The sequence below is a fragment of the Algihabitans sp. genome (genome assembly GCF_965226985.1).
GTDB lineage: Bacteria > Pseudomonadota > Alphaproteobacteria > Kiloniellales > DSM-21159 > Algihabitans.
Genome location: NZ_OZ245712.1, coordinates 3510067 through 3523545, shown reverse-complemented (window position 1 = coordinate 3523545; position 13479 = coordinate 3510067). Strand labels below are relative to the sequence as shown.

General features: G+C 66.7%; 11 protein-coding genes. 6 read left to right on the top strand and 5 right to left on the bottom strand.

The window, feature by feature from the left end; genetic code table 11:
* Nucleotides 1-99: 99 nt before the first annotated feature.
* Nucleotides 100-300, top strand: a complete 201-nt coding sequence (locus ACO054_RS16045; RefSeq protein ID WP_421707589.1) for a DUF4169 family protein — start codon at nt 100-102, stop codon at nt 298-300.
* A gap of 80 nt (nt 301-380) precedes the next feature.
* Here ACO054_RS16045 and ACO054_RS16040 read toward each other — a convergent pair whose 3' ends face one another.
* Together ACO054_RS16040 and ACO054_RS16035 are read right to left on the bottom strand one after the other, a co-directional pair.
* The gene (locus ACO054_RS16040) at nt 381-938 is read right to left on the bottom strand and encodes a methylated-DNA--[protein]-cysteine S-methyltransferase (RefSeq protein WP_421707588.1); all 558 of its coding nucleotides are present in this window, start codon (nt 936-938) and stop codon (nt 381-383) included.
* Between the two features lie 98 nt (nt 939-1036).
* The gene (locus ACO054_RS16035; protein ID WP_421707587.1) at nt 1037-2443 is read right to left on the bottom strand and encodes an FAD-binding oxidoreductase; all 1407 of its coding nucleotides are present in this window, start codon (nt 2441-2443) and stop codon (nt 1037-1039) included.
* A gap of 102 nt (nt 2444-2545) precedes the next feature.
* On the opposite strand from ACO054_RS16035, the gene ACO054_RS16030 reads away from it, so the two are divergent.
* Nucleotides 2546-3670 (top strand): enolase C-terminal domain-like protein, encoded by a 1125-nt coding sequence (locus tag ACO054_RS16030; protein ID WP_421707586.1) that lies wholly within the window; start codon nt 2546-2548, stop codon nt 3668-3670.
* A gap of 88 nt (nt 3671-3758) precedes the next feature.
* Here the strand turns inward: ACO054_RS16030 and ACO054_RS16025 are convergent, their stop codons facing one another.
* The 3 genes from ACO054_RS16025 to ACO054_RS16015 form a co-directional block, all read right to left on the bottom strand.
* Nucleotides 3759-5063, bottom strand: a complete 1305-nt coding sequence (locus ACO054_RS16025; RefSeq protein WP_421707585.1) for a TRAP transporter large permease — start codon at nt 5061-5063, stop codon at nt 3759-3761.
* A gap of 35 nt (nt 5064-5098) precedes the next feature.
* Nucleotides 5099-5653: a TRAP transporter small permease gene (locus ACO054_RS16020; protein WP_421707584.1), complete on the bottom strand. Its 555-nt coding sequence runs from the start codon at nt 5651-5653 to the stop codon at nt 5099-5101.
* 99 nt (nt 5654-5752) lie between these two features.
* Nucleotides 5753-6748, bottom strand: coding sequence for a TRAP transporter substrate-binding protein (locus ACO054_RS16015; protein ID WP_421707583.1), 996 nt, complete (start codon nt 6746-6748; stop codon nt 5753-5755).
* 148 nt (nt 6749-6896) lie between these two features.
* Between ACO054_RS16015 and ACO054_RS16010 the strand changes: the two genes are divergently transcribed.
* From ACO054_RS16010 to ACO054_RS15995, 4 genes are all read left to right on the top strand, one after another.
* Nucleotides 6897-7586 carry an MBL fold metallo-hydrolase gene (locus ACO054_RS16010; protein WP_421707582.1) on the top strand — a complete coding sequence of 230 codons (690 nt, stop codon included), beginning with the start codon at nt 6897-6899 and terminating at the stop codon, nt 7584-7586.
* A complete protein-coding gene (locus ACO054_RS16005; protein ID WP_421707581.1) occupies nt 7583-8716 on the top strand; it encodes an NAD(P)/FAD-dependent oxidoreductase in 1134 nt (377 codons plus the stop codon). Before ACO054_RS16010 ends, ACO054_RS16005 begins: the two co-directional genes overlap by 4 nt.
* A gap of 23 nt (nt 8717-8739) precedes the next feature.
* On the top strand, nt 8740-9747 hold the full coding sequence (locus ACO054_RS16000) for a CobW family GTP-binding protein (protein ID WP_421707580.1): 1008 nt from the start codon (nt 8740-8742) through the stop codon (nt 9745-9747).
* Nucleotides 9748-9808: 61 nt separating this feature from the next.
* On the top strand, nt 9809-13471 hold the full coding sequence (locus tag ACO054_RS15995; protein WP_421707579.1) for a hydantoinase B/oxoprolinase family protein: 3663 nt from the start codon (nt 9809-9811) through the stop codon (nt 13469-13471).
* The last annotated feature ends 8 nt before the right edge of the window (nt 13472-13479 follow it).

The following is a 13479-nucleotide window of genomic DNA, read 5'->3' as shown; positions in this document are numbered from 1 at the left end:
GATTGACAACTAAAAGCTGGCATAAAGGGCTTTTATCTCTATCATGGCGGTGGCCAGTGTCGCGTGAAGAACGCAGTGCGGGAAAGGAGGCCACCAAAGATGGGCGAGGTCGTGTCCTTACGCCAAATCCGCAAATCCCAAGCCCGAGTCCGCAAGGAGCTTCAGGCAGCGGAGAATCGCGCGTTCTATGGACTCAGCAAGGCCGAGAAAGCTCTTGCCATGGCTGAGCGGGACGCGGCACGGCGCACGCTCGAACAACACAAACGCGACGACAGAGTTCCCGGACGCCCTCTGTCCTGAGAGACGCAGGCATCGAACGTCCGCATCCAGCCAGCCGATAATTGCGCAGCGGTAACCGGCAGCGGCGTCGCCGCAGCAGTCTAGGGATCGGGCAGTATCGTCGTGCCGGTCAACGCACGTTCATGATCCAGTAGGAACCGCTTCGCGTCCAGCCCTCCGCCGAAGCCCGTGAGACTGCCGTTGCTACCGATCACGCGGTGGCAGGGAATCACGATGGGAAGAGGGTTGGCACCGTTGGCCGTGCCGACGGCGCGAACGGCGGTCGGCTTCCCGACGCGTCGCGCGAGGTCCGCGTAGCTGATCGTCTGTCCCAGCGGGATCTTCCGCAAGGCCGTCCAGACGGCGGTCTGAAAGGCAGTACCTGCGGTTCGCAGGCTTAGATCGAAGCGCTCAAGCTCGCCGTCGAAGTAGTCGCGGAGTTGCGCCGCCGCGCTTGCGAAGAGCGCGTCGTCCCGCCTCCAGCCGGGATCGGGTGTGCGGACCTGCTTGCCCTTGGGGAAGCTGATCAGATGCAGATCCGCCGCGTCACCGGCCAGCAGCAACGGGCCGAGTGGGCTCTCGACATAGCTGTAGGCGCAGGTAGCCGATGACGGCGTCGGTGGCAGGCGGCGTGATCGCTTTGTTTGTTCGCTCGACATCCGGCGGTTCTAGCATCGACGGCGGTCGCTTCGGGACGCCGGATGGGTGATGAGGTCCGTTTCCGGCGATCCCATCCAACGCAGTCTTCAGCAGCCTGCTAGACTCTCACCACCTTGCCGGGATTCATGATGTTGTCGGGATCGAGCGCCAGCTTCACTTGACGCATCAGGGCGACGGCCTCGCCGTGCTCGGCCTGCAGAAAGTGCATCTTGCCGTAGCCGACGCCGTGCTCGCCCGTGCAGGTGCCGCCCATCTGCAGGGCCCGCGCGACCATGCGGTCGTTGAGCTTCTCGGCCTTGTCATGCTGCGCGGCGTCGCCGGGGTCGAGCAGATAGACCAAGTGGAAGTTGCCGTCGCCGACATGTCCGACGATGGGGGCCAGCAACCCGCTGTCCTGAATGTCTTTCTTGGTCTCCAGGATGCACTCGGCCAAGCGCGAGATCGGAACGCAGACGTCCGTCGCCCAGCCTTCCGATCCCGGTTTCAGGGCCTTGGCTGCCCAGTAGGCATCGTGCCGGGCCTGCCAGAGCCGGCTGCGGTCCTCCTGCTGCGTCGCCCACTGGAAGTTGGCACCGCCGAACTCGCTGGCCAGCTCGCCGACGGTCTCCGCCTGTTCCTGCACGCCGGCCTCTGTGCCGTGGAACTCGAAGAAGAGGGTGGGCTGCTCCGGAAAGTCGAGCTTGGAGTAGAGATTGCAGGCCCGCATCTGCACCTCGTCCAGCAGTTCGATGCGTGCAACGGGTACGCCGAGCTGGATCGTCGAGATCACCGTGTTGACCGCGCCTTCCAGATCCGGGAAGGCACAGACGGCGGCCGAGGTCGCCTCCGGGATGCCGTAGAGCCGCAGCTGCACCTCTGTGATCACGCCGAGCGTGCCTTCCGAGCCGACGAACAGACGGGTGAGGTCATAGCCGGCCGAAGACTTGCGGGCCCGCCCGCCGGTCCTGACGATCCGCCCGTCGGGGGTGACCACCGTCAGGCCCAGAACGTTCTCGCGCATCGTGCCGTAGCGCACGGCGTTGGTGCCGCTGGCGCGGGTGGCGGTCATGCCGCCGAGCGAGGCGTCGGCGCCCGGATCGATCGGGAAGAACAGTCCGCTGTCGCGTAGGTACTCGTTCAGGCCCTTGCGCGTGACGCCGGCCTGAACGCGGCAGTCCAGGTCCTCCCGATTGACCTCCAGGATCGCGGTCATGCGGCTGACATCGAGCGAGATGCCGCCGCGCAGCGCCGCGATGTGACCCTCTAGGGAGGTGCCGGTGCCGAAGGGGATGATCGGCGTTTTGTGGCGGGCGCAGATTCTGACGATCTCCGCCACCTCCTCCGTCGTCTCGGCGAAGGCGACCGCGTCGGGCGCGGCGCCCTCGTGATAGCTGACGTCCTTGCCGTGCTGTTCGCGCACGGCGGCGGCGGTCGAGAGCCGTTCGCTCAGCAGCGCTTGCAGCTCGGCAATCGCGGGCGCCGGGTCGTTGCGCGGTGGCTCGATATGGCTTTCGGCGACGCTCATGGCATAGCTCTTTCCTGTTGGTCCGCATTTCCTCAGGCACGAGGCTACTGCAATATGGTCCTTCAGCCCAAACCGCAGAGAGTTGGAGCCCGCGAAAGAGCCATGACCCGGTTGTCCCCCGTCCCCGCCGTCGCCTCCGCAGAGCTGACGATCCATCGCCTTGTCGCTCGCCCGGTGCTGGTGCCGCTCTCCCTGCCGTTGGTTACGGCAGGCGGCGCGGTCGACAAGGCGCCGCTGGTGTTGCTGGACCTGGAGACCGAGGAAGGGGTGACCGGCAGCGCCTATCTCTTCACCTATACGCCGCGTGCCTTGGCGGCGACCGCCCGCCAGGTCGAGGAGCTGACGCCCCTGATCGCCGGGCAGAAGGTTGCGCCGCTGGCTCTTGCCGAGCGCCTGTCGGCTGCCTTCCGGCTGCTCGGACGGTCGGGATTGGTCGGCATGGCTTTGGCCGGTCTCGACATGGCGGCCTGGGATGCTCTGGCCAAAGCCCAGAGCCTGCCGCTCTATCGGCTCCTGGGGGCCGAGGCGCGGCGCCTGCCGAGCTACAACAGTAAAGGTCTGGGCATGATCGGGGCCGTCATGGCCGCCGAGGAGGCGCCGGCCTTGCTGGCCGAGGGATTTCAGGCGGTGAAGCTGCGGCTCGGCTATCCGACCCGTGCCCAGGACCTGGAAGTGGCTGCCGCGGTGCGCCGTGCAATCGGGCCGGAACCGCGCCTCTTCGTCGATTTCAATCAGACCTTGACCCTGGCGGAAGCCAAGCATCGGGTACCGCCGCTTGAGGACTTCGACCTGGAATGGATCGAGGAGCCGCTGCCCTGGGACGACTATCGAGGCCATGCCGCCGTGGCGGCCGAGACGGTCCTGCCGGTCCAGCAGGGCGAGAACTGCTGGGGCGCCGGCGATTTCGACAAGGCCCTGGAGGCTGGGCTGGACGCGGTCTTCATGCCCGATGCCATGAAGATCGGCGGCGTCACCGGTTGGCTGCGGACCGCCGGTCTCGCCGCCGCCCGAGGGGTGCAGATCTCAAGCCATCTCTTCCCGGAGATTTCCAGTCATCTGTTGGCGGCGACCGCTACGGCCCAATGGCTTGAGTATGTCGACTGGGCCGCGCCGGTTCTGGCCGAGCCCTTCGCCGTCACCGACGGCGTTGGCCAGCCGAGCGAGACGCCCGGCATCGGGATTTCCTGGGACGAGGCGACCGTCAAGCGCTTCACGGCGGAGATCTAGAGAGCAGGATCCCGCTCTCATCATCAGATTTAGAGGGCGTTCACGTCTCAGGTGGAAGCCAAACGCTCCCACCTGAGACGGCCACGCTCTAACGCGCCGTCATCTGGGTCGGCAGCCAGGTGGCCAGTTCCGGGAAGACCACCAGCAGCACGACGGCCAGGACCATGATCAGGAAGAAGGGCAGGGCCGCGTAGGCGACCTGCAGGATGTTGCGTCCGGTCAGACCCTGAATGACGAAGAGGTTGAAGCCGACCGGCGGGGTGATCTGGCTCATCTCGACCACGACAACGACGTAGATCCCGAACCAGATGCGGTCGATGCCGGCGGCGTCGATCATCGGCAGGACGATGGCCGTGGTCAGCACCACCACCGAGATGCCGTCGAGGAAACAGCCAAGCACGATGAAGAAGAGCGTCAGAACGAAGATCAGTTCATAGCGGCTCAGTTGCAGCTCGCCGATCCAGGCGGCCAGCTCGCGCGGCAGGCCGGTGAAGCCCATGGCGGTGGTCAGGAAGGCGGCGCCGGCCAGGATGAAGGCGATCATGCAGGAGGTGCGGGTCGCCCCCAGCAGGGAGGCCTTGAAGCTCTCGCGGGTCAGCGTGCCGGACGACCAGGACAGCAGCAGAGCCAGAGCGACCCCGACCGCAGCAGCGTCGGTCGGGCTGGCGATCCCGAAATAGATCGAGCCGATCACGCCCAGGATCAGTCCGACGACGGGCGCCAGCCGTTTGAGAGCGACGAGGCGCTCGCGCCAGCTATAGACGCCGTCCGGCGGCGGCACCTTGTCCTTGTTAAGCAGCGACCAGACGCCGACGAAGAGCATGAAGAGCGCCATCAGCATCAGGCCCGGCACGACGCCGGCCATGAAGAGGCGGGCGATCGACTCCTCGATCGCGACGCCGTAGACGATCAGGATGATGGAGGGCGGGATCAGCAGCCCAAGCGTGGCGGAGCCTGCCAGGGTGCCGATGGTCATACGCTCGTGATAGCCGCGGCGCTGCAGCTCCGGCAGGGACATCTTGCCGATGGTGGCGGCCGTCGCCGCCGAGGAGCCCGATACGGCGGCGAAGATACCGCAGGCCAGGATGTTGGTGTGCAGGAGTCGCCCCGGCAGCCGGGCCATCCAGGGCACCAGCCCCGTAAAGAGGTCCGAGGAGAGGCGCGAGCGGAACAGGATCTCGCCCATCCAGATGAAAAGAGGCAAGGCGGCAAGCGCCCATTCCGCCGAGGCGCCCCAGACGCTGGAGGCCAGGACCTGTCCGACGGGCCGGCCGGTGAAGAGCGCGATGGCCACCCAGCCGCAGGCCATGAGTGCGAAGGCGACCCAAACGCCGCTGGCCAGAAACGCAAGCAGCGCGACGGCCAGCAGGCCGGAGAGAAGGAGTTCGTCCATCGTGAGTCCTGGTTTGCGTCTCTGGTCCGACCTGCCTAGCCGTTCGGGCCGAGCAGGTCTTCGCCCTGGTCATAGGACGGGGGTTTGCCGCGCGCGACGCGCTGCAGTTCGTCGAGCAGGGCGACGGTCAGCACCAGGGCGCCCAGGGTCATTCCGAGTTGCGGCAGCCAGAGGGGTATCGGAACCAAGCCGTAGGAGACGTCGCCGAAGCGCCATGACTCTTCGGTCAAACGGGCGATCCAAAAGGTGAAGTAGCCCGAAACCGCACTGCCGACACCGCAGCACCAGACCTCGATCCACCGGCGCAGACCGGCGGGCAGGTGCTGGATGACCAGGGTGACCCGGATATGCCCGCCCTGCTTCAGCGTGTAGGCGAGAGCGAAAAAGGAGGCTGCGCCCAGGAAGAAGCCGGCGAACTCGGCGTAGGAAGGGATCAGCAGGCCGACGGGTCTGCCAAGCGTCCAGCGCAGGAGCACGTCGGTCAGGTTGAGCAGAACCTGACCGAGCACGACGGCGAAGATGGCCAGCAGAAAACCGGCTGCGATCCAGCCTGAGGCCAGATAGAGCCGGTCGAGCGCGGAGCGCAGCATTGCAAGCAACCTATCGAGAGAAGACGGTGCGTTCGGGAGAAGGCGGTGCCTGGGGGACGGACCTGCCGGGTCCATCCCCCAGAACTGCTATTCCGCGTATCAGTTGCCGTAGCTCTGCAGAATTGTCGCGCCCTCGTCGCCGGCCCGTTCCGCCCATTCCTCAGCCATGGTCGTGCCGATCTCCCGCAGACCGGCGGCCAGGGCGTCGCTCGGCGCGGCAACGGCGATGCCGTTGTCCGACAACGCCTGGGTCTTCTCGGCGGTCTCGGTCCGAGAGGCCTCCCACCCGCGCCGCTCGGCCTCGGCCGCGGCCGTCATCACAACGTCCTGCAGCTCGGGCGACAGCGCTTCGAAGGCATCGACGTTGATCACCGTGACGTTCTTCGGCAGCCAGGCCTGAGTATCGTAGTAGTGGCTCAGGAAATCCCAGGCCTTGATGTTCACGCCGGTCGAGGGCGAGGTGATCATGGCCTCGACACGCCCGGTCGCGAAGGCCTGTGAGACGTCGGGCACCTCGACCTGGGTGGGGACCGCACCGGCCAACTGCGCCAGGCGTTCCGTCGCGGCGTTGTAGGTCCGGAACTTAAGGCCGGACATGTCGTCCAGCGAGGCGATCTCCCCGTCGGCATAGATGCCCTGGGGCGGCCAGGGCACGGCGAAGAGAATCGTCATGTTCTGGCGGGCAAGCAGCGCCTCCGTCACGTCTCGTGACGCGGCCCAGAGTTTCTCCGCCGCCTCGTAGCTGTTCGCCAGGAAGGGCACCGAGTCGACGCCGAAAACAGGGTTTTCGTTCGACAGGCGCGAGAGCAGGAATTCCCCGACAGGGACCTGGCCGGAGCGCACGGCGTTCTTGATTTCCGGATGCTTGATCAGCGAGCCTGCGGGATGCACCACGATTTCCAGATCGCCGCCGGCTGCCGCGTTCACGTCCTCGGCGAACTGGATGATGTTCTGGGTGTGGAAGTTACCTTCCGGATAGGGTGTGGGCATGTCCCAGGTCTCGGCGAGAGCTGAGCCCGCCACCAGAACCGCGACCAAACCGGCCGCCAGGCTGACGTTGGCCGTGGCGCGGACGGCGCGAAGAGTGCTGTGCATCTATTGAGGTCCCCTGTAGATTTCTACGGTTTCCGTTCGGCGCGACCTCTTTACAGGCCCGCTTGTGCCGCGAGAAACCGTTGTTCCCTGTGTATCCAAAGGTCACCATGCAAGACGCGGCGATGCAAGGCCTGATAGACTCAGTGGCATGACACCGGACTACGACATCCTCGTCCAGGGCAACAATCTGCGCCTGAAGGACGATTTCCTCGGCATTGCCAACATCACGCTGGTCCAGACCGGCGAGGGGCCTTTGCTGTTTGATACTGGCGGCTACGTCTCGCGCTTGGGGCTGGTCAAGGCTTTGGCGGCGCGCGGTCTGGAACCCGACGATATCCGCCTGGTCTTCCTGTCCCATCTGCACTTCGACCATGCGCACAACGTCGATCTCTTCCGCAAGGCGAAGATCCTGGTGAGCAAGGCCGAGTGGGACTACGCGGCCGCGCCGCATCACAAGGATCTCTTCATGCCCTGGGGCATCCATGCGCAGTTGGAGCGCCACGATCTGGAACTGATCGACGGCGAGGGACAGCTCTCCAACCACATCGGCTGGTTCCCGGCGCCGGGCCATACGCCCGGCTGCTACGCCCTGCGGCTGGAAACGGCGACGCGCGGCACCGTGGTGCTGGCGGGCGATGCTATCAAGTATGCCAAGGAAGCCATCGCCCGGCGCTGCGACATGGCCTTCGACACCGTCGAGCGCGGTACCGAGTCGATCCGCCGGATCCTGGGAATGGCGGACCGCATCGTTCCGGGACACTTCCCCGAACTGATCCGGCAGGACGACGGCAGCTTCCTATGGGACGACGCTGCGCCTTTCGATCTGAGGGTGCGATGAGCGGGGCCGAGCGCATCGATGCCGTGGTGATCGGGGCGGGGGTGGTCGGCCTCGCCGTCGCGCGCGCGCTGGCGCTTGCCGGTCGGGACGTCATCGTGCTGGAGCGCGCGGGCGAGATCGGCAGCGAGACCTCGTCCCGAAACTCCGAGGTGATCCACGCCGGGATTTACTACCCGACCGGTAGCGTGAAGGCCCGGACCTGCGTCGACGGCAAGCTCGCCCTCTATCGCTACTGCGCGGAGCATGGCGTCGCTCACGCCCGCTGCGGCAAGCTGATCGTCGCGACCGACGAAGCTCAAATCCCAACGCTTGCGGACCTGAAGGAAAAAGCGGCGGCCAACGGCGTGACCGACCTCGTTTGGAAGACGCCGGAAGAGGTGGCGGATCTGGAGCCGGCAGTCCGCTGTGTCGCCGCGCTCTGGTCGCCCAGTTCCGGCATCGTCGACAGCCATGGTCTGATGCTGGCCTATCTGGGCGACGCCGAGACGGCGGGGTCCATGGTCGCCTTCCATGCGCCGCTGGAGTCCGGGGCCGTCACCCCCGAGGGTTTGCGCCTGGAGGTCGGCGGCCCGGCGCCGATGACCCTATTGGCGAAGACCGTGATCAATGCGGCCGGCCTCTACGCCATCGAGACGGCTCAGCGAATCGCGGGCCTACCCCGCGAGACTCTCCCCACGGCGCATTTCGCCAAGGGCAGCTACTACACTCTGGCCGGGCGTTCGCCCTTTTCTCGGCTGATCTATCCGGTGCCGGAGGCGGCCGGTCTGGGGGTGCATGTCACGGTCGACCTGGGCGGTGCGGCGCGCTTCGGTCCCGATGTGGAATGGGTCTCGCGCCCCGACGACTACGATGTCGATCCCGAGCGGGCGCTGGCCTTCTACGAAGCCGTGCGCCGCTACTGGCCCGACCTGCCCGACGGTGCCCTGCAGCCGGGCTATGCAGGCATCCGCCCCAAGCTGCAGGCACCCGGCGAACCGGCCCGGGACTTCGTGATCCAGGGCGCCGAAGCCCACGGCGTTCCGGGTCTCGTCAATCTCTTCGGCATTGAGAGCCCGGGACTTACGGCGTCCCTGGCGCTCGCCGACCTGACATTGGACACACTCGAACGCGGGCGTGCGCAGGCGGCGTAACGCCCTGGTTGCGAAGAGAACCCATGAGCGATGCGCGCATTCCGGTTACCCTGATTACCGGTTTTCTCGGCAGCGGCAAGACCACGCTTTTGGGCAAGCTGTTGGCCCGGCCGGAACTGGCCGACACCGCCGTCATCGTCAACGAGCTGGGCGAGATCGGCCTGGATCACGAACTGGTCGAGACGGTGACCGACGAGGTAACGGTGCTGACCTCGGGCTGCCTCTGCTGCGCCCTGCGTCAGGATCTCGTCACCACCCTGCGCGATCTCTATCTGAAGCGTGAGGCCGAGGACATTCCCAGCTTCGTCCGGGTGGCGGTGGAGACGACGGGCCTGGCCGATCCGGCACCGGTGCTGCAGACCCTGGTGGCCGATCCGCTGGTCGGGTCTTTCTTCGTTCTCGATGCCGTGGTCACCACTGTCGATGCGGCCGCCGGCTTCACGACGCTGGAGGCCCATCCGGAATCCGTGAAGCAGGTGACCGTTGCCGACCGTCTGCTGCTGACCAAGACCGATCTCGCGCCTGAGACGGCGGCGCTGGAGGCCCGTCTAGAGGGACTGAATCCCGGCGCTCCGCGCCAGCCGGTGCAGCATGGCGACCTGGACCCCTCCGTCGTTCTGCATCAGGCGCGCCGTCCAGAGGCGGAGCGCCTTGCGGATCTCGACCGCTGGCTTGCAGCAGCCGAGGACTCGCATCACCACCATGGCCATTCCGATATCCAGGCCCATTGCCTGACCTCGGAGGCGCCGCTCGACTGGACGCGCTTCACCAGGTGGCTCGGCGAACTGGTGGAGCGGCGCGGAAGCGACCTGTTACGGGTCAAGGGACTGATCCGGGTCGCGGGGGAGTCGCGTCCCCTGCTGGTCCAGGGCGTGCAGCACGTTTTCCACGAGCCGCAGTGGCTGGAGGCCTGGCCCGCCGGGTCGCCGGCAGTCAGCCGACTGGTTTGTATCGGTCGGAACCTGGAGATCGCGGCTTTGCGCGTTGGGCTCGAGTCCTGCCGTGCGCTCGCTGAAAGCGAGGCCCGTTGACCTGACGGCGACAAGCCGCTTCTTTAGCGCCGAGCGAGCAGAGCAACAAAGAGGATCTTCGATGCCCGAGGGCAAGCGCGGCTGGCAGTTTTGGATCGACCGGGGTGGCACCTTTACCGACGTCGTGGCGCGCCGGCCCGACGGCGAGCTGTTGAGCGCCAAGCTGCTGTCCGAGAATCCGGAGCTCTATGCCGACGCTGCCATTGCCGGGATCCGCCGCCTGCTGAAGGTCGCGCCCGAGACGGCGATTCCCTCGACCGAGATCGAGGCGGTGAAGATGGGGACGACCGTTGCGACCAATGCCTTGCTGGAACGCAAGGGTGATCGCACGGTTCTGGCCGTCACCCGTGGCTTTCGCGACGCCCTGCGCATCGCCTATCAAAACCGCCCGCATCTCTTCACCCAGCGGATCGAACTGCCGGAGCTGCTTTACGAGTGGGTGGTCGAGGTGCCGGAACGCCTGAAGGCCGACGGCGAGGTGCTGCTTGCGCTGGACGAGGCGGCGACCCGCGAGGGTCTGCAGGCGGCCTACGACGACGGGATCCGAGCCTGCGCAGTGGTGCTGATGCACGGCTATCGCTACTCCGGACATGAGACGCGCGTCGCGGAGATCGCCCGCGACATCGGCTTCACTCAGGTCAGCGTCAGCCATGAGGTCAGCCCGCTGATGAAGCTGGTCAGCCGTGGCGACACGACTGTGGTGGATGCCTACCTCTCGCCGATCCTGCGCCGCTATGTCGATCTGGTCGCCGGCGAACTGAAGGGGGAGGAGGCCGAGACGGTACGGTTGCTGTTCATGCAGTCGAACGGCGGTCTGACCGACGCCCAGACCTTTCAGGGCAAGGACTCGATCCTCTCGGGCCCGGCTGGCGGAATCGTCGGGGCGGTGCGCACCGCCGCCATGGGCGGCTTCGAGAAGATCATTACCTTCGACATGGGCGGCACCTCGACCGACGTCGCCCACTACGACGGCGCCTACGAGCGCGCCTTCGAAACCCAGGTGGCCGGCGTGCGGATGCGCGCGCCCATGATGCAGATTCACACGGTCGCCGCCGGCGGCGGTTCGATCCTTCATTTCGACGGTGCGCGCTACCGCGTCGGGCCGGACAGTGCTGGCGCCAACCCTGGTCCCGCCTGCTATCGGCGCGGCGGGCCGCTGGCCGTGACCGACGCCAACGTGATGCTGGGCCGTCTGCAGCCCGACTTCTTCCCGGCCGTCTTCGGGCCGGAGGCGGACGCGCCGCTGGACGACGAGGTGGTGACGGAGAAGTTCCAGGCGCTGGCGCAGGAGATTCGTGAGGCCACCGGCGATAGCCGCGCCCCCGAGGAGGTTGCCGAGGGCTTTCGCCGAATCGCCGTGGAGAACATGGCGAACGCCATCAAGAAGATCTCGACCCAGCGCGGCTACGACGTGACCGACTACGCTCTGCAGTGTTTCGGTGGCGCGGGCGGTCAGCATGCCTGCGACATCGCCGATACGCTCGGTATGACCCGGATCTTCCTGCATCCCTTCGCCGGCGTGCTCTCGGCCTACGGTATGGGCTTGGCCGACCTGCGTCTGATGAAGGAGCAGGCGGTCGAGGCGCGGCTGGAGGATGCTCTGGACAGTCTGCCGGGCATCTTCGAGCGGCTGGGGAAAGAGGCCCGCGACGACCTGCGCAACCAGGAGATCGAGGACGCCCGGATCTCGGTCCTGGAGAAGGTGCACCTGCGCTATGAGGGCAGCGACAGCGCCCTGATTGTCGAGAACGGCAGCCGTGCCGAGCTGATGGACCGCTTCGAGGCGGCCTACAGCCAGCGCTTCGGCTTCGTCATGGCGGACAAGCCGGTGCTGGTGGAGGCTGTCAGCGTCGAGGCCGTCGGCGCTATGGAGACCGCGGAGGATCCCCTGCTGACGAAGACCGCCGAAGGCGCGGCGCCGGCCCCGCGCGCGGTCCGGCCGCTTTACGCCGGGGGGCGTTGGCACGACGCGCCGGTCTACGACCGTGCCGATCTCGGTGTCGGCGACCGGCTGTCCGGCCCCGCCATCATCATCGAGCCCAACTCGACCACGGTGATCGAGCCGGGCTGGCAGGCGGAGCTGACCGAGCGGAACCATCTGGTGCTGGAGCGGCGGGTTCCGGTCGAGCGCGAACTGGCGGTCGGTACCCAGGTCGATCCCGTCATGCTGGAGATCTTCAACAACCTTTTCATGTCGATCGCTGAGCAGATGGGCTCGGTGCTGGAGAACACCGCCCATTCGGTGAACATCAAGGAACGGCTGGATTTCTCCTGCGCGCTCTTCTCGCCGGCCGGGGATCTGGTGGCGAACGCGCCGCACATGCCGGTCCACCTGGGCTCCATGAGCGAGTCGATCCGCAGTGTGATCCGCCAGAACGACGGCCGGATGGCGCCCGGCGACGTCTACGTGCTCAACGCGCCTTACAACGGCGGCACCCATCTGCCGGACATCACTGTGGTCGCACCGGTCTTCGATGCGGACGGCAGCTCGATCCTCTTCTATGTCGCCAGTCGCGGTCATCATGCGGACGTCGGCGGCCTCACGCCGGGCTCCATGCCGCCGGACTCCAAGACCGTCGCCGAAGAAGGCGTGCTGATCGACAACTTCAAGCTGGTCGACCGAGGGGCCTTCCGCGAGCAGGCGCTGCGTGATCTGCTTGCCTCGGGCGACTACCCGGCCCGCAATCCCGACCAGAACGTCGCCGACCTGCAGGCCCAGATCGCGGCCTGCAACAAGGGCGTGCAGGAGCTGGGCCGTGTGACCGACCACTTCGGCCTGGAGGTCGTGCAGGCCTACATGGGCCACGTTCAGGACAATGCCGAGGAGCAGGTGCGCCGGGTGCTCGACCGTCTCGCCGACGGGCACTTCGTCTATCCGCTGGACGACGGCAGCCAGATCGAGGTCGCCGTCACCATCGACAAGCAGGCGCGCTCCGCCAGGATCGACTTCGCCGGCACCAGCCCCCAGCAGGACAACAACTTCAATGCTCCTTCGGCGGTCTGCCGTGCCGCCGTCCTTTACGTCTTCCGGACGCTGGTCGACGACGAGATCCCGATGAACGAGGGTGTGCTCAAGCCGCTCGACATCGCGATTCCCGAGGGCTGCATGCTCAATCCCGCCTATCCGGCGGCGGTGGTGGCCGGCAACGTCGAAACCAGCCAGGCGATCACCGACTGCCTCTACGGCGCCACCGGTCTGCTGGCCGGGGCCCAGGGCACCATGAACAACCTGACCTTCGGCAACGCCACCTACCAGTATTACGAGACCATCGCCGGAGGATCCGGGGCCGGACCGGATTTCGACGGGACCGATGCCGTCCACACGCATATGACCAACTCGCGCCTGACGGACCCGGAGGTGCTGGAGTGGCGTTTCCCTGTCCTGTTGGAGTCCTTCGAGATCCGGCAGGGCTCCGGCGGCGCCGGTCGGCAGCGCGGGGGTGACGGCGCCGTGCGGCGTCTACGCTTCCTGGAGGCCATGACGGCCTCCATCCTCTCCAGCCATCGCAAGGTGCCGAACTTCGGCGTGGCCGGCGGCGAGCCCGGCGCCCTGGGTCGCAACGCCGTCCAGCGCGCCGACGGAACGCTGGAGGAGCTGTCGGGGACCGACAAGGCGGAGATGCGCCCGGGCGACGTCATCCTGATCGAGACCCCCGGCGGCGGCGGCTTCGGCCCGGCCGCTGAGCGCGCCGATCCGGCGGATCGCAGACAGGCCGCGGAATAGTCTCCGGC

Excerpts from the sequence above, each read along its gene's own strand:
- ACO054_RS16015 (WP_421707583.1), bottom strand. The coding sequence starts at position 6,748 with ATGCACAGCACTCTTCGCGCCGTCCGCGCCACGGCCAACGTCAGCCTG.
- ACO054_RS16010 (WP_421707582.1), top strand. The coding sequence starts at position 6,897 with ATGACACCGGACTACGACATCCTCGTCCAGGGCAACAATCTGCGCCTG.
- ACO054_RS16035 (WP_421707587.1), bottom strand. The coding sequence starts at position 2,443 with ATGAGCGTCGCCGAAAGCCATATCGAGCCACCGCGCAACGACCCGGCG.
- ACO054_RS16000 (WP_421707580.1), top strand. The coding sequence starts at position 8,740 with ATGAGCGATGCGCGCATTCCGGTTACCCTGATTACCGGTTTTCTCGGC.
- ACO054_RS16040 (WP_421707588.1), bottom strand. The coding sequence starts at position 938 with ATGTCGAGCGAACAAACAAAGCGATCACGCCGCCTGCCACCGACGCCG.
- ACO054_RS15995 (WP_421707579.1), top strand. The coding sequence starts at position 9,809 with ATGCCCGAGGGCAAGCGCGGCTGGCAGTTTTGGATCGACCGGGGTGGC.
- ACO054_RS16045 (WP_421707589.1), top strand. The coding sequence starts at position 100 with ATGGGCGAGGTCGTGTCCTTACGCCAAATCCGCAAATCCCAAGCCCGA.
- ACO054_RS16030 (WP_421707586.1), top strand. The coding sequence starts at position 2,546 with ATGACCCGGTTGTCCCCCGTCCCCGCCGTCGCCTCCGCAGAGCTGACG.
- ACO054_RS16025 (WP_421707585.1), bottom strand. The coding sequence starts at position 5,063 with ATGGACGAACTCCTTCTCTCCGGCCTGCTGGCCGTCGCGCTGCTTGCG.
- ACO054_RS16005 (WP_421707581.1), top strand. The coding sequence starts at position 7,583 with ATGAGCGGGGCCGAGCGCATCGATGCCGTGGTGATCGGGGCGGGGGTG.
- ACO054_RS16020 (WP_421707584.1), bottom strand. The coding sequence starts at position 5,653 with ATGCTGCGCTCCGCGCTCGACCGGCTCTATCTGGCCTCAGGCTGGATC.